General features: G+C 68.4%; 18 protein-coding genes. All 18 read right to left on the bottom strand.

The window, feature by feature from the left end; genetic code table 11:
• Positions 1-28 precede the first annotated feature (28 nt).
• Positions 29-1,465: a F0F1 ATP synthase subunit beta gene (atpD, locus tag ACFY1L_RS39965; RefSeq protein ID WP_388836088.1), complete on the bottom strand. Its 1,437-nt coding sequence runs from the start codon at positions 1,463-1,465 to the stop codon at positions 29-31.
• Positions 1,465-2,382 (bottom strand): F0F1 ATP synthase subunit gamma, encoded by a 918-nt coding sequence (locus tag ACFY1L_RS39960; protein ID WP_388836085.1) that lies wholly within the window; start codon positions 2,380-2,382, stop codon positions 1,465-1,467. The genes atpD and ACFY1L_RS39960 overlap by 1 nt, the downstream gene beginning before the upstream one ends.
• A gap of 20 nt (positions 2,383-2,402) precedes the next feature.
• Positions 2,403-3,995 (bottom strand): F0F1 ATP synthase subunit alpha, encoded by a 1,593-nt coding sequence (atpA, locus tag ACFY1L_RS39955; protein WP_388836081.1) that lies wholly within the window; start codon positions 3,993-3,995, stop codon positions 2,403-2,405.
• Between the two features lie 128 nt (positions 3,996-4,123).
• On the bottom strand, positions 4,124-4,939 hold the full coding sequence (locus ACFY1L_RS39950; RefSeq protein WP_388836078.1) for a F0F1 ATP synthase subunit delta: 816 nt from the start codon (positions 4,937-4,939) through the stop codon (positions 4,124-4,126).
• On the bottom strand, positions 4,936-5,484 hold the full coding sequence (locus ACFY1L_RS39945) for a F0F1 ATP synthase subunit B (RefSeq protein ID WP_388836075.1): 549 nt from the start codon (positions 5,482-5,484) through the stop codon (positions 4,936-4,938). Before ACFY1L_RS39945 ends, ACFY1L_RS39950 begins: the two co-directional genes overlap by 4 nt.
• A gap of 39 nt (positions 5,485-5,523) precedes the next feature.
• Positions 5,524-5,760 carry a F0F1 ATP synthase subunit C gene (locus ACFY1L_RS39940; RefSeq protein WP_266799537.1) on the bottom strand — a complete coding sequence of 79 codons (237 nt, stop codon included), beginning with the start codon at positions 5,758-5,760 and terminating at the stop codon, positions 5,524-5,526.
• A gap of 72 nt (positions 5,761-5,832) precedes the next feature.
• Complete coding sequence (gene atpB, locus ACFY1L_RS39935) at positions 5,833-6,603, bottom strand: F0F1 ATP synthase subunit A (protein ID WP_388836319.1); 771 nt, start codon at positions 6,601-6,603, stop codon at positions 5,833-5,835.
• 273 nt (positions 6,604-6,876) lie between these two features.
• Positions 6,877-7,314, bottom strand: a complete 438-nt coding sequence (locus tag ACFY1L_RS39930; protein WP_388836072.1) for a hypothetical protein — start codon at positions 7,312-7,314, stop codon at positions 6,877-6,879.
• A gap of 303 nt (positions 7,315-7,617) precedes the next feature.
• Positions 7,618-8,943: an MraY family glycosyltransferase gene (locus ACFY1L_RS39925; RefSeq protein ID WP_388836069.1), complete on the bottom strand. Its 1,326-nt coding sequence runs from the start codon at positions 8,941-8,943 to the stop codon at positions 7,618-7,620.
• Between the two features lie 139 nt (positions 8,944-9,082).
• Positions 9,083-10,321: a serine hydroxymethyltransferase gene (glyA, locus tag ACFY1L_RS39920; protein WP_388836066.1), complete on the bottom strand. Its 1,239-nt coding sequence runs from the start codon at positions 10,319-10,321 to the stop codon at positions 9,083-9,085.
• A 70-nt stretch (positions 10,322-10,391) separates the two neighbouring features.
• Entirely contained in the window at positions 10,392-11,072 is a 681-nt protein-coding gene (locus ACFY1L_RS39915; RefSeq protein ID WP_388836064.1) for a protein-tyrosine-phosphatase, read from the bottom strand.
• Positions 11,069-11,716 (bottom strand): L-threonylcarbamoyladenylate synthase, encoded by a 648-nt coding sequence (locus ACFY1L_RS39910; RefSeq protein ID WP_388836061.1) that lies wholly within the window; start codon positions 11,714-11,716, stop codon positions 11,069-11,071. The genes ACFY1L_RS39915 and ACFY1L_RS39910 overlap by 4 nt, the downstream gene beginning before the upstream one ends.
• A gap of 52 nt (positions 11,717-11,768) precedes the next feature.
• Positions 11,769-12,614 carry a peptide chain release factor N(5)-glutamine methyltransferase gene (gene prmC, locus ACFY1L_RS39905; protein WP_388836058.1) on the bottom strand — a complete coding sequence of 282 codons (846 nt, stop codon included), beginning with the start codon at positions 12,612-12,614 and terminating at the stop codon, positions 11,769-11,771.
• Between the two features lie 38 nt (positions 12,615-12,652).
• Positions 12,653-13,729, bottom strand: a complete 1,077-nt coding sequence (gene prfA / locus ACFY1L_RS39900) for a peptide chain release factor 1 (RefSeq protein ID WP_388836055.1) — start codon at positions 13,727-13,729, stop codon at positions 12,653-12,655.
• Between the two features lie 105 nt (positions 13,730-13,834).
• The gene (gene rpmE, locus ACFY1L_RS39895; protein WP_019753312.1) at positions 13,835-14,059 is read right to left on the bottom strand and encodes a 50S ribosomal protein L31; all 225 of its coding nucleotides are present in this window, start codon (positions 14,057-14,059) and stop codon (positions 13,835-13,837) included.
• Positions 14,060-14,308: 249 nt separating this feature from the next.
• Positions 14,309-15,448 carry an LCP family protein gene (locus ACFY1L_RS39890; protein WP_388836050.1) on the bottom strand — a complete coding sequence of 380 codons (1,140 nt, stop codon included), beginning with the start codon at positions 15,446-15,448 and terminating at the stop codon, positions 14,309-14,311.
• Between the two features lie 203 nt (positions 15,449-15,651).
• On the bottom strand, positions 15,652-17,496 hold the full coding sequence (locus ACFY1L_RS39885; protein ID WP_388836047.1) for a trypsin-like serine protease: 1,845 nt from the start codon (positions 17,494-17,496) through the stop codon (positions 15,652-15,654).
• Positions 17,497-17,619: 123 nt separating this feature from the next.
• A complete protein-coding gene (gene rho, locus ACFY1L_RS39880; RefSeq protein ID WP_388836043.1) occupies positions 17,620-19,629 on the bottom strand; it encodes a transcription termination factor Rho in 2,010 nt (669 codons plus the stop codon).
• Between the last annotated feature and the right edge of the window lie 358 nt (positions 19,630-19,987).

Here is a 19,987-nt window from a genome sequence, read left to right as displayed (position 1 = left end):
CAGAGCTCAGAACTGCTCAGTTCCGAGTTCAGGAGACGCCCAGCTCCTTGGCGTTGGCCTTGAGGTCCTCGATGCCACCGCACAGGAAGAACGCCTGCTCCGGGAAGTGGTCGTACTCGCCGTCGCAGATCGCGTTGAAGGCCGCGATCGACTCGTCCAGCGGGACGTCCGACCCGTCGACGCCGGTGAACTGCTTGGCGACGTGGGTGTTCTGGGACAGGAAGCGCTCCACACGACGGGCGCGGTGGACGACGAGCTTGTCCTCTTCGCCCAGCTCGTCGATACCGAGGATCGCGATGATGTCCTGGAGGTCCTTGTACTTCTGGAGGACCGTCTTGACACGCATGGCCGTGTTGTAGTGGTCCGCCGCGATGTAGCGCGGGTCCAGGATGCGGGACGTGGAGTCCAGCGGGTCCACGGCCGGGTAGATGCCCTTCTCGGAGATCGGACGGGACAGAACCGTCGTCGCGTCGAGGTGGGCGAAGGTGGTGGCCGGGGCCGGGTCGGTCAGGTCGTCCGCGGGGACGTAGATCGCCTGCATCGAGGTGATCGAGTGACCACGGGTCGAGGTGATGCGCTCCTGGAGGAGACCCATCTCGTCGGCCAGGTTCGGCTGGTAGCCCACCGCGGAGGGCATACGGCCGAGCAGGGTCGAGACCTCGGAACCGGCCTGCGTGAAGCGGAAGATGTTGTCGATGAAGAACAGCACGTCCTGCTTCTGCACATCGCGGAAGTACTCCGCCATGGTCAGACCCGCGAGGGCCACGCGCAGACGGGTGCCCGGGGGCTCGTCCATCTGACCGAAGACCAGGGCGGTCTTGTCGATGACGCCCGAGTCGGCCATCTCCTCGATGAGGTCGTTGCCCTCACGGGTGCGCTCGCCGACACCGGCGAACACGGAGACACCGTCGTGGTTGTTGGCGACGCGGTAGATCATCTCCTGGATGAGCACCGTCTTGCCGACGCCGGCACCACCGAACAGACCGATCTTTCCACCCTTGACGTACGGGGTGAGAAGGTCGATGACCTTGACGCCGGTCTCGAACATCTCGGTCTTCGACTCGAGCTCGTCGAAGTTCGGGGCCTTGCGGTGGATGCCCCAGCGCTCGCCCTCGTACTTCTCGTCGACGTTCAGCACCTCACCGAGGGTGTTGAACACCTTGCCCTTGGTGAAGTCGCCGACCGGCACGGTGATGGAGGTGCCGGTGTCGGTGACCGCGGCCTGGCGGACCAGACCGTCGGTGGGCTGCATGGAGATGGTGCGGACCAGGCCGTCACCCAGGTGCTGGGCGACCTCCAGGGTCAGCGTCTTCTTCGCGCCGTCCTGGGCCGGGTCGGCCACCTCGACATGAAGGGCGTTGTAGATGTCCGGCATGGCGTCGACGGGGAACTCCACGTCGACGACCGGGCCGATGACCCGGGCGACGCGGCCCGTGGCAGCGGCCGTCTCAACTGTCGTCGTCATTACCTGTCACTCCCCGCGGTCGCGTCGGCCAGGGCTGCGGAGCCACCGACGATCTCGCTGATTTCCTGGGTGATTTCGGCCTGGCGGGCCGCGTTGGCAAGACGGGAGAGCGTGGTGATGAGCTCTCCCGCGTTGTCGGTCGCCGACTTCATCGCGCGCCGCGTGGCGGCGTGCTTCGAAGCGGCCGACTGGAGCAGCGCGTTGTAGATACGGCTCTCCACGTAGCGCGGCAGCAGGGCGTCGAGGACGTCCTCCGCCGAGGGCTCGAAGTCGTACAGCGGAAGGATCTCGCCCTTGGGGGCTGCTTCCTTCGCCACCTCTTCGAGGCTGAGCGGCAGCAGACGGTCGTCGAGCGCCGTCTGCGTCATCATCGACACGAACTCGGTGAAGACGATGTGGAGTTCATCCACACCACCCTCGGCCGTGTCCTTCTCGATGGCCTCGATCAGCGGACCCGCGACCTTCTTCGCGTCCGCGTACGTGGGCTCGTCGGTGAAGCCCGACCACGACTCCACGACCTTGCGCTCGCGGAAGTTGTAGTGGGCCAGACCACGGCGGCCGACGATGTACGTGTCGACCTCCTTGCCCTCGGCCTCGAGACGCTCGGTCAGCCGCTCCGCCACCTTGATGGCGTTGGAGTTGAAGGCGCCCGCGAGACCACGGTCGCTCGTCAGGAGCAGCACCGCGGACCGCACGACCGTCTCGGCCTGCGTGGTCAGCGGGTGCTTCGTGTTCGAGCCGGTACCGACCGCCGTGACCGCGCGGGTGAGCTCGGTCGCGTACGGCGTGGAGGCCGCCACCTTGCGCTGCGCCTTGACGACACGCGAGGCGGCGATCATCTCCATCGCCTTCGTGATCTTCTTGGTCGCTGTGACGGATCGGATGCGACGCTTGTAGACCCGGAGCTGGGCTCCCATGAGTCAGGTCCCTTCCGTCGTCACTTGGCCGCGGCGGCCGGCGTGTCTTCGCCGAGAAGCTTGCCGTCCGAGGTCTCGAACTGCTTCTTGAACTCCGCGATGCCGTCGGCGATGGCGGTGAGCGTGTCGTCCGACATCTTGCCGCCCTCCTTGATGGAGGTCATGAGGCCCTGCTCCTTGCGGTGCAGGTACTCCAGGAGCTCCTTCTCGAAGCGGCGGATGTCGGCGACCGGGACGTCGTCCATCTTGCCGGTGGTACCGGCCCACACGGAGACGACCTGGTCCTCGGTCGGCATCGGCTGGTACTGAGGCTGCTTGAGCAGCTCGACCAGACGCTGACCGCGCTCCAGCTGCGACTTCGACGCGGCGTCCAGGTCGGAACCGAAGGCGGCGAACGCCTCCAGCTCGCGGTACTGGGCGAGGTCCAGACGGAGACGACCCGAAACCTGCTTCATCGCCTTGTGCTGCGCGGAACCACCGACTCGGGAGACGGAGATACCGACGTTCAGCGCGGGGCGCTGACCGGCGTTGAACAGGTCCGACTCCAGGAAGCACTGGCCGTCGGTGATGGAGATGACGTTGGTCGGGATGAACGCCGACACGTCGTTCGCCTTGGTCTCGACGATCGGCAGACCCGTCATCGAACCGGCGCCCAGCTCGTCGGAGAGCTTCGCGCAGCGCTCCAGCAGACGGGAGTGCAGGTAGAAGACGTCACCCGGGTAGGCCTCGCGGCCCGGCGGGCGGCGCAGCAGCAGGGACACGGCGCGGTAGGCGTCGGCCTGCTTCGAAAGGTCGTCGAAGATGATGAGGACGTGCTTGCCCTCGTACATCCACTGCTGGCCGATGGCCGAACCGGTGTACGGCGCCAGGTACTTGAAGCCGGCCGGGTCGGACGCCGGGGCGGCGACGATGGTCGTGTACTCCAGCGCGCCGGCCTCGTCGAGGGCGCCACGCACGGAGGCGATGGTCGAGCCCTTCTGGCCGATGGCGACGTAGACGCAGCGGACCTGCTTCTTCGGGTCGCCGGAGCGCCAGTTGTCACGCTGGTTGATGATCGTGTCGACGGCCAGGGCGGTCTTGCCGGTCTGACGGTCACCGATGATCAGCTGACGCTGGCCACGGCCGATCGGGGTCATCGCGTCGACGGCCTTGTAGCCGGTCTCCATCGGCTCGTGCACCGACTTACGGGCCATGACGCCCGGAGCCTGCAGCTCAAGGGCGCGACGACCGGTGGTCTCGATCTCGCCGAGGCCGTCGATCGGGTTGCCGAGCGGGTCGACGACGCGGCCGAGGTAGCCCTCGCCGACGGCGACGGACAGGACCTCACCGGTGCGGGTGACCGGCTGGCCCTCTTCGACGCCGCTGAACTCGCCGAGGATGACGACACCGATCTCGCGCTCCTCGAGGTTGAGGGCGAGGCCGAGGGTGCCGTCCTCGAACTTCAGCAGTTCGTTGGCCATGGCCGAGGGCAGACCCTCGACCTTCGCGATGCCGTCGCCGGCAAGGGTGACCGTACCGACCTCCTCGCGCGAGGCCGCGTCCGGCTTGTACGACTGGACGAAGTTCTCCAGCGCGTCCCGGATCTCCTCCGGCCGGATCGTGAGCTCCGCCATCTGGGTTCCCTGCTCTCCTTGTTGGGCCCGAAGTTTCAACTTGGGGGTCTGGGGGCGACCCCCAGGAATCCTCTGCACGACCCAACCGGGCCGTAGGTACGTACTGCTTACTGCTTATGAAGTTGCTGCTAGCCCGCCAGTCGGCGGCCGGCGTCCTCGATGCGGTCCGCGATCGAGCCGTTGATGACCTCGTCGCCGACCTGCACCCGGATCCCGCCGAGGACCTCGGGGTCCACGTCGATGTTGAGATGCATCCTGTGGCCGTAGAGCTTCGCGAGAGCGGCGCCCAGGCGCTGCTTCTGCGCGTCGCTCAGCGGCACCGCCGAGGTGACGACGGCGACCAGCCGGTCCCGGCGCTCGGCGGCGAGCTTGGACAGGGACTCCAGTCCCGACTCCAGGCTACGTCCCCGCGGCGCGGTCACAAGGCGCGTCACAAGACGCTCGGTCGCCGCAGCGGCCCGGCCGCCGAGCAGCCGGTGCAGCAGCTCGATCTTGGCGGCGGTGGTGGCCTTGCGGTCGGTCAGCGCGGAGCGCAGCTCGGTGTTCGAGGAGACGATCCGGCCGAACCGGAACAGCTCGTCCTCGACGTCGTCGAGCTTGCCCGCCTGCTGGGCGGCGGTGAGCTCGGCGGTGTTCGCCAGCTGCTCCAGCGCGTCCACCAGGTCGCGCGACTGCGACCAGCGGGAGCGCACCATGCCGGACACCAGGTCCGCGGTCGGGCCGCCGACCTGCGAGCCGAGCAGGCGCTGGGCCAGCTCGGCCTTGGCCTCACCGGCCTGCGCCGGGTCGGTCAGGACCCGACGCAGCGACACCTCGCGGTCGAGCAGCGCGGTGACGGCGGCCAGCTCGTCGGCGAGCGTGCCCGCGTCGACGGACGTGGAGTCCGTCAGCGCGTCGAGACGCTCGCGTGCGGCTGCCAGGGCCTCGCGGCTCGCTCCGTTCATCGGGTGGCCTCGGCCTTCTCCTCGAGCTCGTCGAGGAAGCGGTCGATGACACGGCTCTGCCGGGCGTGGTCCTCGAGGGACTCACCGACGAGCTTGCCGGCCAGCTCGGTTGCGAGGTGACCGACGTCCTGCCGCAGCGCGGACGCGGCGGCCTTGCGGTCGGCCTCGATCTGCGCGTGACCGGCGGCGACGATCTCCTCGCGCTGCCGCTGGCCCTCGGCGCGCATCTCGGCGATGAGCACGGCACCCTGCTCCTGCGCCTCCTGGCGCAGACGCGCGGCTTCGTGCCGGGCCTCGGCGAGCTGGGCCTTGTACTGCTCGAGCACGCTCTGGGCTTCGACCTGAGCGGCCTCCGCCTTCTCGATGCCACCTTCGATCGCCTCGCGGCGCTCCTCCAGAACCTTGTTGATGTTCGGGAGCAGCTTCTTCCAGAAGAAGAAGAACACGATGGCGAAGGCGATGGCGCCGACGAGCAGCTCGGGACCGGCCGGGACAAGCGGGTTCTGCTTCTCCTCGGCCGCCAGCTGTACCAGGTTGGCGATCACATCAGTGCCTTTCGTCGATACGTGTGGGTCAGGACCGAATTACTGACCGAACACGAACGGCATAACGATGCCGATGAGGGCGAGCGCCTCACAGAAGGCGAAGCCGAGGATCTGGTTGGCACGGATCAGACCGGCGGCCTCGGGCTGACGGGCCAGGGCCTGGGTGCCGTTGCCGAAGATGATGCCGACGCCGACGCCGGGGCCGATGGCGGCGAGGCCGTAACCGACGGAGCCGATCGAGCCGGTGACGGCGGCAAGGGTCTCAGTGGCAGCCATGCTGATTCTTCCTTCTCTTTACGGACCCGGTGGGGGTTGACCACCGGACGACCGGGGGTGGTGACGGGGGGCTCAGTGGTGCTCGGCGAGAGCGCCCTGAATGTACGAGCAGGCCAGCAGCACGAACACGTACGCCTGGACGGCCTGCACGAAAAGCTCGAAGAGGATCATGATCACGGTCATCACGAACGAGACGCCGGCGGCCGGGATCATGTAGCTGTTCAGCAGGTACCAGGAGGCGACGGTGAACATCACCAGCATCAGGTGACCCGCGAACATGTTGGCGAAGAGTCGCACCGCGTGCGTGAACGGGCGGACGAGCAGGTTCGAGAAGAACTCGATGACCATGACGAGCGGCAGCACGGCGCCGAGCGACTTGTCGTAGCCGGTGATGTTCTTGAAGAACCCGACGAAGCCGTGGCGCTTGAAGGTGAGTCCGACCCAGAGGAGCCAGACGACCGCGGCCAGGACGACCGGGAAGGCGAAGACCGACGACACCGGGAACTGTGCCAGCGGGATCACGGACCAGATGTTCATGATCCAGATGAAGAAGAAGAGGGACACCATGAGCGGCACCCACTTCTCGCCCTCGCGCTTGCCGAGCGTCTCGTAGACGATGCCGCGGCGGACGAAGTCGTAGCCGGCCTCGGCGACCATCTGCAGCTTGCCCGGGACCACCTTGGCCTTGCCGAAGGCTGCCGCGAAGAAAGTGATGACGACGAGAGTGGTCAGGAGGGCGAGCAACATGACCTTGTTGAACTCGAACCCGCCGACCGTGACGATCGGCTTGAACAGGAACGAGTGCAGGCCCGGAGCCGGGAAGCCACAGCCGTTGTCGGACAGGATGCGGCAATCCCACTCAAAGGCGAGCTGGGTCGGGTCAGCACTCACCGCGGGCTCCTTCGGCGTGACGCATGGGTTCGGCAACCTCGTTGTGTCGGCGCGGCGCGCAGCCGCGAGTCGGCACCGGACTGGTGTTACGGATGTGGGGGCGGCGGAGGGGCATCGAGCCTCGCGCTTGAGCAGGCGTCAGCTCGGATGCCTGCGCCCGCGATGCCGCAGTTGGCACCGGACGATAGCAGGAGATCTCACAAGCCTTTATCCCGCCCCTACCCCTCACGACGACGACCCTGTCTTCTCGGACTTGCCACTCTTCTCCGAGTCGGGGTCGATGTAGAAAAGCTTGGCTTTCATGTGCGCACGAGCCTGCGCAGCCATCCACACGACGGTCGCGACCACGAGCGAGACGGCGAACGTCTTCGCGTTGAAGAGGGTGGTGTCCTTGAAGACGGCCACGAAGATCAGGAGCAGCAGGAGCTGGGCGACGTAGAGCATCAGCCCCATGGCCTGGAACAACTGCGGGAGCGTTTTTGCCGTCCACTGCAGCACGTACAGGCCGATGCCCATGAACAGGATCGCCAGCAGTGTGCCGACCGTCGCACCGAGCGCGCCCTTGCCGCCGGCCACCGCAGCGCTGACGGCGACGGTGATCGCGCCGACAGCCGCTGTGGGCACAGCGGTCTGCAAGAGGTTCCGGGCGTCATTGGACGGCATGGCGGCAACTCCGCTTTCACAGGGGGCGGGGGGGTGTCGTCATGGACGAGCGTAGTCCCGGACTGAGAGGGGAATTCACGGCCAATGGACCGTCGCACTACGGTCCTTCGGCTCTGTCCGGGGTTCTCGTGAACCGTATCACAAACTATTTGATGCGGTCTTTACCTAGTAGGTGTGCTCGCTGTCACACATGAGAGTGACAGCGCGCGTCTGTGCAGAAACGCGGTGGTTCTGTCTGGTATTAGGGGGCTTTGCTCCCCCACGACTTGGCAATGCTCTAGTCAGATTCTTACCTTGCCGCCGTCAGCGCGACGATCCGGCCTTCCGCCTGTCCAGGAAGCGCGAACGGACGCCGAGCGCCGTCGCTCCGTTGACTCCCGCCACACCGGCGGCGACCGGAGCGCGCTCCTCCTCGGCCGAGGCCGTCTGCACCGGCGTCGACGCGGACTCGGCCACGGCCCTGCGGCGGCGGTAGCGCGGCGGCACGAAGGCCTCGGCCCAGCGCGGGGCACGCGGCGTGAAGCGCGGCAGCAGAAGCAGCAGCAGCCCGATCGCGCTGAGGGCCACGACGCCCAGGACGATCCACATGGACGCCGAGTTCACCGAGTAGGCGAGGGCGCCGAAGGCGATCAGCGCCGACCAGAAGTACATGATGAGGACGGCCCGGCTGTGCGAGTGGCCGATCTCCAGCAGGCGGTGGTGCAGGTGCCCGCGGTCCGCGGCGAACGGCGACTGGCCGCGCCAGGTGCGGCGCACGATGGCCAGGATCAGGTCGGCGGCCGGGATCGCGATGATCGTCAGCGGCATCACCAGGGGGATGTAGACCGGCACCATCTGGTGGACGGTGTTGCGCTCCGACCCCGCGAACAGCTTCATGACGTCGGGGTCGACCTGGCCCGTGATCGAGATCGCACCCGCGGCCAGCACCAGCCCGATCAGCATCGAGCCCGAGTCGCCCATGAAGATCCGCGCGGGGTGCATGTTGTGCGGCAGGAACCCGATGCACATGCCCATCAGGATCGCCGCGAACAGCGTCGCCGGGGCGGCGGCCTCGATGCCGTACGAGTACCAGATGCGGTAGGCGTACATGAAGAACGCGGCGGCGGCGATGCACACCATGCCGGAGGCGAGGCCGTCGAGGCCGTCCACGAAGTTGACCGCGTTGATGGTGATGACGACCAGCGCCACCGTCAGCAGGGTGCCCTGCCACTGGGTCAGCGCGACGGTGCCGACCTTCGGGATCGGCAGCCACAGGATCGTCAGACCCTGCATGACCATGACGCCGGCGGCGATCATCTGGCCGCCCAGCTTGATCAGGGCGTCGATCTCGAACTTGTCGTCCAGGACGCCGATCAGCCAGATCAGCGCCGCTCCGGAGAGCAGCGCCCGCGGTTCGTTGGACTTCTCGAAGACCTCACTGAGGTTGGTGAGATGGTCCGCGACCAGCAGGCCCGCGCACAGGCCGAAGAACATGGCGATCCCGCCGAGGCGCGGAGTGGGCTCCCGGTGCACGTCACGGGCCCTGATCTCCGGCATGGCTCCGGCCACGATCGCGAACTTCCGTACCGGCCCTGTCAGCAGATACGTCACCGCGGCCGTGATGCAGAGCGTCAGCAGGTATTCACGCACAGGCTTCCCCACAGGTCTCGCTGGCCATCTCAGCCCCACACCCTAGCGACGGACGCATATGAGTGGGGACTTCCGGGTAGCGACGATGGTTGCATGCGTGGCTGTGCGCGAAGGTTGCACCAGGTGCGGGTACCCCCGCTCAGCCGGTGTACGGCTGAAATCTACCGGTCAGCTCGCGCACCTGATCACGCGCCTTCTGGGTCTCGGTCCCGCCCCGCAGCACAGCGCCGAACAGAACGGCGATCTGCGCCATTTCCTCCTCTCCCATGCCCTGCGTGGTCACGGCCGCCGTGCCGAGCCGCAGGCCGCGGGCGTCCCCGTGCGGCAGGGCGCAGCAGTCCAGCACCATTCCCGCCGCCGCGAGCCGCCCGCGCGCGGTGCGTCCGTCGATGCCGAGCGGTGCCGGGTCGGCGGTGATCAGGTGCGTGTCCGTGCCGCCGGTGGTGACGACCAGACCCTCGGCGGCCAGCGCGGCCGCGAGCGCCCTGGCGTTGGCGACCACCTGATGGGCGTACGTCTTGAACTCCGGTGTTGCCGCCTCGCCGAACGCGACGGCCTTGGCGGCGATGGCGTGCATCTGTGCGCCGCCCTGGGTGAAGGGGAAGACGGCCCGGTCGACGCGCTCGGCCAGGTCCGCCCCGCACAGGACCATCCCGCCGCGCGGCCCGCGCAGCACCTTGTGCGTGGTCGCGCAGACGACATCGGCGTACGGCACCGGGCTGGGCGCCGCTCCCCCGGCGACGAGCCCGATGGGATGGGCGGCGTCGGCGATCAGATAGGCGCCCACCTCGTCGGCGACCTCACGGAAGAGGGTGTAGTCGATGTGCCGCGGATAGGCGATGGAACCGCACACGATCGCCTTGGGGCGGTGCGTACGGGCCAGGGTGCGCACCTGGTCGTAGTCCATGAGGCCGGTCTCCGCGTCGACGCCGTAGCCGACGAAGTCGAACCAGCGGCCGGAGAAGTTGGCCGGCGAACCGTGCGTGAGGTGGCCGCCGTAGGGGAGGCCGAGGGCGAGGACGGTGTCGCCCGGTCGCAGGAGTGCCGCATACGCGGCGAGGACGGCCGACGAGCCCGAGTGCGACTGCACGTTGGCGTGCTCGGCGCCGAACAGGGCCTTCGCGCGGTCGACGGCGAGGCGCTCGGCGACGTCGACGATCTCGCAGCCGCCGTGGTACCGGGCGCCGGGATAGCCCTCGGCGTACTTGTTGGCGAGCGGTGAGCCGAGGGCGCTCAGCACGGCCGGCGAGGAGAAGTTCTCCGCGGCGATGAGCTGCAGCGTCGTCGACTGCCGGTCGAGCTCACCGAGCAGGATCTCGGCCAGCTCAGGGTCCTGCCGGCGCAGGACATCGGCCTCGAGGGTATGGGTGACCGGCATGGTGGGCTCCGGGGGCGTCGACGGTGACGTACGACCAATGTAGGCCCGGTGCCGGTGGGGTGCTCGGTTGTTACGCCCTCGCAGGTACACCCGTGAGCGCTGTGACGACCGGATCCAGCGCCAGATGTATCTCGTCCCCGATCGACCTGAAGAAAGGCAGCGGGGCGCCGTACGGGTCGTAGACCTCGTCCGCCTCGGCGGTCGGGGCCAGGAGCCACCCGCGTAGAGCCGCCGCAGCCCGGACCAGCGCACGCGCGCGTGCCACCACGCCCTCCTCCAGGGGCGGCAGGGTGGCGGGGTCGATCGCGCGGACCAGGCGGGTGAACTCCTTCAGGGTGAAGGTGCGCAGGCCCGCGGAGTGGCCCATGGAGATGACCTGGGCGCGGTGGTCGCGGGTCGCGGTCAGGACCAGGTCGGCCATGATCACGTGCTCGTCGAGCAGTTCGCGCCCGACGAAGCCGGAGGCGTCCGCGCCGAAGTCGGCCAGCACGGCCTCCGCGTTGGCCTCCATGGGCGCGCCCTCGTGGCCCCAGGTACCCGCGCTCTCCACGATCAGCGCGCCGCCCAGGACACCGAGCCGCTGGTGCACGTAATGCCGGGTCAGCCGCTCGGTCATGGGTGAGCGGCACACGTTGCCGGTGCTGACGTGGAGGATGCGGAAGCAGTCGCGCGGAAGCCCCACGAACGTCGTCGTGATCTCCGCGGCGTTTTCCCCGTTGCCTATGCCACGCCCCGCGTCAGGGGCCGTCAATTGGCCACCTCGAGGTCTGGTACGACCTTCCGCAGCTCGTCCGGCGACAGCGCGCCCTCGCGCAGCAGCACCGGTACCCGGCCGGTGACGTCGACGATGGAGGACGGGACGTTGCCCGGGGTCGGGCCGCCGTCGAGGTAGACGGAGACCGAGTCGCCGAGCATCTCCTGCGCGGCGTCACAGTCCTCCGGCGCCGGGTGGCCGGTGAGGTTGGCGGAGGAGACGGCCATGGGGCCGACCTCGGTCAGCAGCTCGATCGCCACCGGGTGGAGCGGCATGCGCACGGCAACCGTGCCCCGGGTGTCCCCCAGGTCCCACTGCAGGGACGGCTGGTGCTTGGCGACGAGCGTGAGCGCACCCGGCCAGAAGGCGTCGACCAGCTCCCAGGCCAGCTCGGAGAAGTCGGTGACGAGACCGTGAAGGGTGTTCGGGGAGCCGATCAGCACAGGGGTGGGCATGTTGCGGCCCCGGCCCTTGGCGTCCAGCAGGTCGGCGACGGCCTCCGAGGAGAACGCGTCCGCCCCGATGCCGTACACCGTGTCGGTCGGGAGGACGACCAGCTCGCCACGGCGGACGGCGGACGCGGCTTCGCGCAGACCGGTCTGGCGGTCGGTCGCGTCGTTGGTGTCGTATCGCCGTGCCATATCTAGCGGGCCTCCTCGTACACGTACTGCCTGATGGAAGTCGGGGCGGTGCTCACGGCAGTGCCTTGCGGGCCGTGGCGAACCGTGGACGGTTGTTGAGGTCCGGGTGGTCGGCCGCGTCGGCCCAGCCCCGCTCCTCGGTGAAGATCCACGGCACCTGGCCGCCCTGGGTGTCGGCGTGCTCGATGACGACGACGCCGCCGGGGCGCAGGAGCCGGTGTGCGGTCCGCTCGAGACCGCGGATGAGATCGAGGCCGTCCTCCCCCGAGAACAGGGCGAGTTCGGGATCGTAGTCCCGCGCCTCGGGAGCGACGTACTCCCACTCGGTCAGCGGGATGTAGGGCGGGTTGGAGACGACCAGGTCGACATGGCCGTCGAGGTCGTGGAAGGCGTCGAGGGCGTTCCCCTGGCGCAGGTCGACCCTGGATCCTTCGACGTTCTTACGGGTCCACTGGAGCGCTTCCTCGGACAGCTCCACGGCGTGCACGCGCGAGCGCGGGACCTCCTGGGCGAGGGCGAGCGCGATGGCGCCGGAGCCGGTGCACAGGTCGACGATGCAGGGTTCCACGACGTCCATGGCGCGTACGGCGTCTATGGCCCAGCCGACCACGGACTCGGTCTCGGGCCGCGGCACGAACACCCCCGGCCCGACTTGGAGTTCGAGATAACGGAAGTACGCCCGCCCGGTGATGTGCTGCAGCGGCTCGCGCTGCTCGCGCCGGGCGATGACCTCCCAGTAGCGGGCGTCGAAGTCGGAGTCCTTCACGGAGTGCAGCGCGCCCCGCTTCACGCCGTGCACGAACGCGGCGAGCTCCTCCGCGTCGTTGCGCGGCGAGGGCACGCCGGCGTCGGCCAGCCGCTGGGTGGCCTGTGCCACCTCTGCGAGCAGCAGGTTCACGCATTCCTCCGTGTCGTACTGGGTCGTGCGTACGTGCCTTACGCGGCCGCCAGCTTGGCCGCCGAGTCCGCGTCGACACAGGCCTGGATCACCGAGTCGAGGTCGCCGTCCAGGACCTGGTCCAGGTTGTACGCCTTGAAGCCGACGCGGTGGTCCGAAATACGATTCTCCGGGAAGTTGTACGTACGGATCTTCTCGGAGCGGTCGACGGTGCGGACCTGGCTGCGGCGGGCGTCGGCGGCTTCCCTCTCCGCCTCCTCCTGCGCCGCTGCGAGCAGCCTGGAGCGCAGGATACGCAGTGCCTGCTCCTTGTTCTGCAGCTGGCTCTTCTCGTTCTGGCAGGAGGCGACGACTCCGGTCGGAATGTGCGTGATGCGCACCGCGGAGTCGGTCGTGTTGACGGACTGGCCGCCGGGCCCGGAGGAGCGGTAGACGTCGATGCGGAGGTCGTTCGGGTTGATCTCGACGTCGACCTCCTCCGCCTCGGGAGTCACGAGCACACCGGCCGCGGAGGTGTGGATACGGCCCTGGGACTCGGTCGCCGGCACGCGCTGCACGCGGTGCACACCGCCCTCGTACTTCAGCCGGGCCCACACGCCCTGCCCGGGCTCGGTGGCGCCCTGGCCGCCCTTGGTCTTCACGGCGACCTGGACGTCCTTGTAGCCGCCCAGCTCGGACTCGGTGGCGTCGATGATCTCGGTCTTCCAGCCGACGCGCTCGGCGTACCGGAGGTACATGCGCAGCAGGTCACCGGCGAAGAGGGCGGACTCGTCGCCGCCGGCGCCCGCCTTGATCTCGAGGATCACGTCCTTGTCGTCGCTGGGGTCGCGCGGGACGAGCAGCAGGCGCAGCTTCTCCGTCAGCTCCTCGCGCTGCTTCTCCAGCTCCTTGACCTCGGCGACGAAGTCCGGGTCGTCGGCGGCGAATTCCTTCGCCGTCTCGATGTCGTCGCCGGTCTGCTTCCAGGAGCGGTACGTGGCGACGATCGGGGTGAGCTCGGCGTAACGCTTGTTCAGCTTGCGCGCGTTGGCCTGGTCGGCGTGGACCGACGGGTCGGCGAGCTTCGTCTCCAGGTCGGCGTGCTCACCGACGAGTTCCTCGACGGCCTCGAACATCTTGGGCTCCTGAAATGCGAAAAGAGAGGGAAGGCGGGCGACCAAAAACGCCGGTCCCGGCGCGCCTGTCAAGGGCGCGGCCGTGGACCGGCGGATTGGAGCTCGCTACTTCTTGGAGCCGGCTGCAGCCTTGCCGAAGCGGGCCTCGAAGCGGGCCACACGGCCACCGGTGTCGAGGATCTTCTGCTTGCCCGTGTAGAACGGGTGGCACTCGGAGCAGACCTCGGCACGGATGGTGCCGCTGGAGATCGTGCTACGGGTGGTGAACGACGCGCCACAGGTGCAGCTGACCTGCGTCTCGACGTACTCGGGGTGGATGTCGCGCTTCAAGGTGTCTCCTAGTTTCGGGAGGGCGCCGGGTCGCAGCCGCGGGATGCGGGCGCGTGAACCGGAGCCGACGTACCAGTCTGCCAGGACTGGGGCCATCCACCCAAACCGGGGGTTGCGGTGATCTATTCCGTGCGGCCTGGGGTCGGTTCGCGAGAGGGGGTGCCGCGTTGTCGCCGTTGGCGTGTGCAGGCCGGATGTGGCTGGTCGCGCCCACGCGGCGGAGCCGCAAATCGATACAGCCCCGCGCCCCTATCCGGCGCTCACCACGCCCTTGGCTTCGCCCGTTGCCGTGCCCTTCGTGGCGCTTGCCGGGATCGCCCGGTCGTTCTTCAGGGCCGTCCACACCTGCTCGGCCTTGGTCTTCTGGACGATCACGCGGTTGGGGTTCGCGGGGTCGTACTGGACCGGCATCGTGACCATGTGCATGTTCTTCGAGCTGATGCCCTTGAGGCCGTTCGCGAAGGACATGAGCGAGTTGACCGAGCCGAGGTCGGAGTCGGTCGTCACGGCGCTGGTGGCGGTGTCGGCGAGGTCGTAGAGCTTCTTCGGGTTGGTGAAGATGCCGACGTGCTTGACCTGGTCGACCAGGGCCTTGATGAAGGCCTGCTGGAGCTGGATGCGGCCGAGGTCGGAGCCGTCGCCGACGCCGTGCCGGGTGCGGACCAGGCCGAGGGCCTGCTCGCCGTCGAGCTTGTGGGTGCCGGCCTTGAGGTTGAGGTGGCTCTCGGAGTCCTTGATGTCCTTGGTCGTGGTGACCTGGACACCCCCGAGCTCGTCGATGAGCTTCTCGAAGCCGCTGAAGTCGACCTCGAGGTAGTGGTCCATGCGCAGCCCGGTGATCGACTCCACGGTCTTGACGGCGCAGGCGGCGCCGCCCGTGGAGTACGCGGTGTTGAACATGACGCCGGACGCGGCGGGATACGTCTTGCCGTCGGTGTCGGTGCACTCGGGGCGGTCGATGAGGGTGTCGCGCGGCATGGAGACCACGCTGGCCTTCTTGTGGCCCTTGTAGACGTGCACGACCATCGCGGTGTCGGAGCGGGCGCTGCCGTCGTCGGTGCCGCCGCCGAGCTTCTTGTTCTTGCCGGAGCGGGAGTCCGAGCCGAGCACGAGGATGTTCTCGGAGCCGTTGTCGACCTTCGTCGGCCGGTCGGTGCCGAGGGCCGAGTCGATGTCGACGCTCTTGATGTTGCCGTTGAGCTTGAAGTACAGGTATCCGGCTCCGGTCCCACCCAACACGACGATGCCCGCGGCGGTCCAGGCCGTGATCACAAGGCCCTTGCGGCGCTTGCTGCGGGGCTTGCGGCGACGACCCTTGGCGCGGTTGCGCGGGCCGCTGGTGCCGGGCTCCCCCGGTATGCCGGGATCCGGCGTGCTCTCGGCGGTCATGTGCTCCTCGTTCTCGTCCGGTCGGTTACCCCCTGCTGTGAGGGACAGGCCTGTCAATACGGCACTTACCGCACCATCGTCGCTCCGTCCGGTCAGACGGAGAAACCCGGGAAAGGGTTGCACAACGCTCTGTGCCCAACCCGTGGAGGATTGGGCACAGAGCGTCACCGATGTTTACGGCTGCACCACGCTCACCAGCGGCTTCAGCCGAAGAGGTCGTACTGCTGGAAACCGGTACCGACCGAGATCCTTGTGGCAAAGATCTCGCTCGTGGCCTTACCGGTGCCCTTGTAGAGGTACAGGGTGCCGCCGGTCGTACGGGCCAGGAAGTCGGCCTTGCCGTCGCCGTTGACGTCGCCGATCGCGTCGAAGGCGTTGTAGCCGGTCCAGGCGCTGCGCACCTTGATACGGGCCGAGAAGGCGCCCGTGCCGGACTTGCCGGTGCCCTTGTACAGGTACAGGTCGCCGGTGCTCTTGCTGCGGGCGAGCAGGTCGGCCTTGCCGTCACCGGTGAAGTCGCCCTTGCCGCGCAGGGAGTTGTACTGGTTCCAGCCGGTGCCGACCTTCACGCGCGAGGCGAAGGTCCCGTTGCCCTTGCCGGGGTAGATCCACAGGGTGCCGCCGGAGTCGACCGAGAGCAGGTCGGGCAGGTAGTCGCCGGTGACGTCGCCCGGGGCGACGATGCGGGTCCGGGTCGACCAGTCGCTGTAGATCTTCGTCTTGGACCAGGAGTCGCTGGCCGGCACGTAGTGCAGCCAGTAGACGTCGCCGCCCGAGCTCTGACGGACCACCAGGTCCTGGAAGCCGTCCCGGTTCAGGTCGGTCTGCAGGACGAGGTTGACACCGTCGTACGACCCGACCGACACACGCGCCGCGAACGCGCTGCCCGTGGAGTCCTTCTCGTACGCCTCCTTGGTGGAGGAGTTGCGCACCCACAGGTCGGCCTTGCCGTCGGTGCGGCTGAGGTTGGTGTCGTCGACGTTCGCGTAGGCGGCGCCGATGTAGGTGCTGACCTTCGAGAAGACGCTGTAGTAGCCCTTGCTCACGCAGTTCGCCACGCCCCACGAAACGACGCCGACGATCCGGTTGTTGACGACCAGCGGCCCACCGGAGTCACCGTTGCAGGCCGCCTTCGTACCGGTGTCGCTGCCGCTCTGCGTGCCGGCGCAGATCATGTGGCCCTTGACGTACTCGGAGCCGTACACACCGGAGCAGGTGGTGTCGGTGTGGATGGTCAGCGTGGCCGACTTCAGCGTCTCGGAGATGTCCTGGCTGCTGGAGCTGGTGCGCCCCCAGCCGTACAGCTTGGCGCTGGTGCCGCCCGCGTACGACGCGGTGTCGCCCGAGGTCGTCATCCTGATCGGCGTCGCGGTGACCGGGGAGGCCAGGGTGATGACAGCGATGTCGTTGTTGATCGTCGTCGGGCTGTAGGACGGGTGGTTCCACTGCCGCAGGGGCAGCGAGACCGTGCCGCCGTGCAGGTCGGTGTTGCCGGAGCTGTCGGTGGTCGGCAGCTGGGAGGTGCCGGTCAGGACGGCGCCGTACGCCTTCCAGTTGTAGCTCTTGCCGTCCTCGTCCTTGACGCAGTGCGCGGCGGTGAGGATCTTCGTCGGCGAGACGACCGTGCCGCCGCAGAAGAAGCCGAGGTCGTCGCTCTCGTCGGTGGTGCCCTGGTCGTCGTAGTACCAGAGCTGCGCCATCCAGGGCGCCGAGGTGATGGCGGTGTCGGTGCCGCCGATGACGTACGGGCTCACGGTGGAGTCGGAACCGGAGGACGTCGTGGTGCCGGCGCTGTAGGACGACTTCGGCGTCGACTTCCCCGCGGTGCCGTCGGTGGCGAGCGCGCCCGCGATGCGCTTCTTCAGCGCGGCGGTGGACACGGAGCTGGTGGCCGGCTTGGTGGTCGGCGTCGGCACGGAGGTCGCGGCGTTCGCCGAGGAGGTCAGCAGCGCGGCGGCGACGGCCGCGGCGACACCGGCGGCGGCAACGGGCAGCGCGAAACGAATCCGGCGTCTGTGACGACCGCTGCCGGACAAGGGTGTGGACAAGGGTGTTCCCCCCGGGACACAGGTGATGGGAGGGGCGCGAGAGTGCACCCGTTCCTATCAGCGCCAAAGGGGCGTTTTCCGTCACCGGTGTGACGGAAAACGCCCCTTTGAGAAGGCTGTGCCTCAGTCGCCGTTGCCCGGCATCGGCGTCGTCTTCTGGATCTGCAGCAGGAACTCGGCGTTCGACTTGGTCTGCTTCATCTTGTCGAGGAGCAGCTCGATCGCCTGCTGCTGGTCGAGCGCGTGCAGCACCCGGCGCAGCTTCCAGACGATGGCGAGCTCGTCGGAGCCGAGCAGGATCTCTTCCTTACGGGTGCCGGACGCGTCGACGTCCACCGCCGGGAAGATGCGCTTGTCGGCGAGCTTCCGGTCGAGCTTGAGCTCCGCGTTGCCGGTGCCCTTGAACTCCTCGAAGATCACCTCGTCCATGCGGGACCCGGTGTCCACCAGGGCGGTGGCGAGGATGGTCAGCGAACCGCCGTCCTCGATGTTGCGGGCCGCACCGAAGAAGCGCTTCGGCGGGTACAGGGCGGTCGAGTCGACACCACCGGACAGGATGCGGCCGGAGGCCGGCGCGGCCAGGTTGTACGCACGGCCAAGACGCGTGATCGAGTCGAGCAGCACGACCACGTCGTGGCCCAGCTCCACCAGACGCTTGGCGCGCTCGATGGCGAGCTCGGCGACCGTGGTGTGGTCCTCGGCCGGGCGGTCGAAGGTCGAGGAGATGACCTCGCCCTTGACCGACCGCTGCATGTCGGTGACCTCTTCCGGACGCTCGTCGACGAGGACGACCATCAGGTGGCACTCGGGGTTGTTGTGCGTGATCGCGTTGGCGATCGCCTGCATGATCATGGTCTTGCCGGTCTTCGGCGGGGCCACGATCAGACCGCGCTGGCCCTTACCGATCGGCGCGACGAGGTCGATGATGCGGGTGGTGAGGACACCCGGGTCCGTCTCCAGGCGGAGGCGGTCCTGCGGGTAGAGCGGGGTGAGCTTGTTGAACTCCGGGCGGCCGCGGCCGTGTTCGGGCGCCATGCCGTTGACGGAGTCCAGACGCACCAGCGCGTTGAACTTCTCGCGCCGCTCGCCTTCCTTGGGCTGACGGACCGCACCGGTGATGTGGTCGCCCTTGCGCAGGCCGTTCTTGCGGACCTGGGCGAGGGAGACGTACACGTCGTTCGGACCCGGCAGGTAACCCGACGTACGGATGAAGGCGTAGTTGTCGAGGATGTCCAGGATGCCCGCGACCGGGATCAGGACGTCGTCCTCGGCGATCTGCGGCTCCGGACCGCCCATCTCGTCACGGCCACGACGGCCACGACGGTCGCGGTAACGGCCCCGACGGCCACGACGGCCGCCCTCGAAGTCGTCGTCGTCCTGCGGACCGGCGTTACGGTCCTGACGGCCGCCGCCCTGCTGCTGGTTCTGCTGCTGGCGCTGACCGCCCTGACCCTGCTGGTCGTCGCTCTTGCGGCGGTCACCGCGGTCACCACGGTCACCACGGTCGCCGCGGTCACGGCCACCACGGTCGCGGTCGCGGTCGCGGCCCCGGTCGCGGCGGCCCTGGCGGCCGTCGCCGTCAGCGGCGTCGCCCTTGGCCTCGCCCTGCGCCTGCGGGGCGGGCGTCTCGGCCTTCGGCTCGCTCTTCGCCTCGGCGGTGACCGTCTCGGGGCTGCCCGCCTCGGCCGTGGCACGGCGACGGCGGCGCTCCGCGGGAGCGTCCTCGCTGGCCGGCTGGCCGGGGATCTCGATCTGCTGCTGGGCCACGGCCTTCTCGGCGGGGGCCTCGGCCGCCTTCTCCGCCTTCTTCTCGGCGTCCTCGCCGGTACGGGCCTTGGAGGTGGCGCGGCGCTTGGGCTTGGTCTCGGCGGCGGGCTCGGCCTTCGCCGAGGCGCCTCCACCAGCCTGCGCCTCCTTGATGACCTCGATCAGCTGGCTCTTGCGCATACGCGCCGTGCCCCTGATGCCGAGGCCGGATGCGACCTGCTGCAGCTCGGCCAGCACCATGCCCTCGAGGCCGGTACCGCGGCGCCGCCGGGAGCCGGCACCGGTGGCAGGCGCGGAGGCGTCCGTGGCGGGCGCGGCAGCGGTCTCCTCGACACGTGCGCCCATCAGATCGGTGGTGTCGCTCACGAAGGGTCCTTCCCTGGAGCGGACGTCGGCCTGTCTGGCTCGGCGACCGGTTGTGCTGTCCGGCTTCGGTCCTTGCTGTGTGGACCGTGCCGGGGCGGTGGTCCGCCAAAGATGGCGGAGGGAATATCTGGGATGGCGCTTCCCAAAGCCTGGGCCGTGGCACCGGGTGTCAGTGTCACGTGGCTTGGTCGCACCGATTCCGGAGCGTGCCCGGCAAGTCGCTCAGTGCCCGCGTACGAGGTACTGCCCGCGTACGTCGTACGGAACACAGTGCGGCTTGGGAGGCTCCCGGAAGAATGTCTGTCCCGGACGGGGACACGAAGCACCTCGCCATGGTGGGGTCGGGTGCAGACTTGAG

The organism is Streptomyces sp. NPDC001663, assembly GCF_042893105.1.
Classification (GTDB): Bacteria; Actinomycetota; Actinomycetes; order Streptomycetales; family Streptomycetaceae; genus Streptomyces.
Note: the sequence above shows the minus strand (reverse complement) of the source record. Positions and strands in the feature narration are given on the sequence as shown.

Excerpts from the sequence above, each read along its gene's own strand:
- atpD (WP_388836088.1), bottom strand. The coding sequence starts at position 1,465 with ATGACGACGACAGTTGAGACGGCCGCTGCCACGGGCCGCGTCGCCCGG.
- ACFY1L_RS39960 (WP_388836085.1), bottom strand. The coding sequence starts at position 2,382 with ATGGGAGCCCAGCTCCGGGTCTACAAGCGTCGCATCCGATCCGTCACA.
- atpA (WP_388836081.1), bottom strand. The coding sequence starts at position 3,995 with ATGGCGGAGCTCACGATCCGGCCGGAGGAGATCCGGGACGCGCTGGAG.
- ACFY1L_RS39950 (WP_388836078.1), bottom strand. The coding sequence starts at position 4,939 with ATGAACGGAGCGAGCCGCGAGGCCCTGGCAGCCGCACGCGAGCGTCTC.
- ACFY1L_RS39940 (WP_266799537.1), bottom strand. The coding sequence starts at position 5,760 with ATGGCTGCCACTGAGACCCTTGCCGCCGTCACCGGCTCGATCGGCTCC.
- ACFY1L_RS39930 (WP_388836072.1), bottom strand. The coding sequence starts at position 7,314 with ATGCCGTCCAATGACGCCCGGAACCTCTTGCAGACCGCTGTGCCCACA.
- glyA (WP_388836066.1), bottom strand. The coding sequence starts at position 10,321 with ATGCCGGTCACCCATACCCTCGAGGCCGATGTCCTGCGCCGGCAGGAC.
- ACFY1L_RS39910 (WP_388836061.1), bottom strand. The coding sequence starts at position 11,716 with ATGGCACGGCGATACGACACCAACGACGCGACCGACCGCCAGACCGGT.
- prfA (WP_388836055.1), bottom strand. The coding sequence starts at position 13,729 with ATGTTCGAGGCCGTCGAGGAACTCGTCGGTGAGCACGCCGACCTGGAG.
- ACFY1L_RS39890 (WP_388836050.1), bottom strand. The coding sequence starts at position 15,448 with ATGACCGCCGAGAGCACGCCGGATCCCGGCATACCGGGGGAGCCCGGC.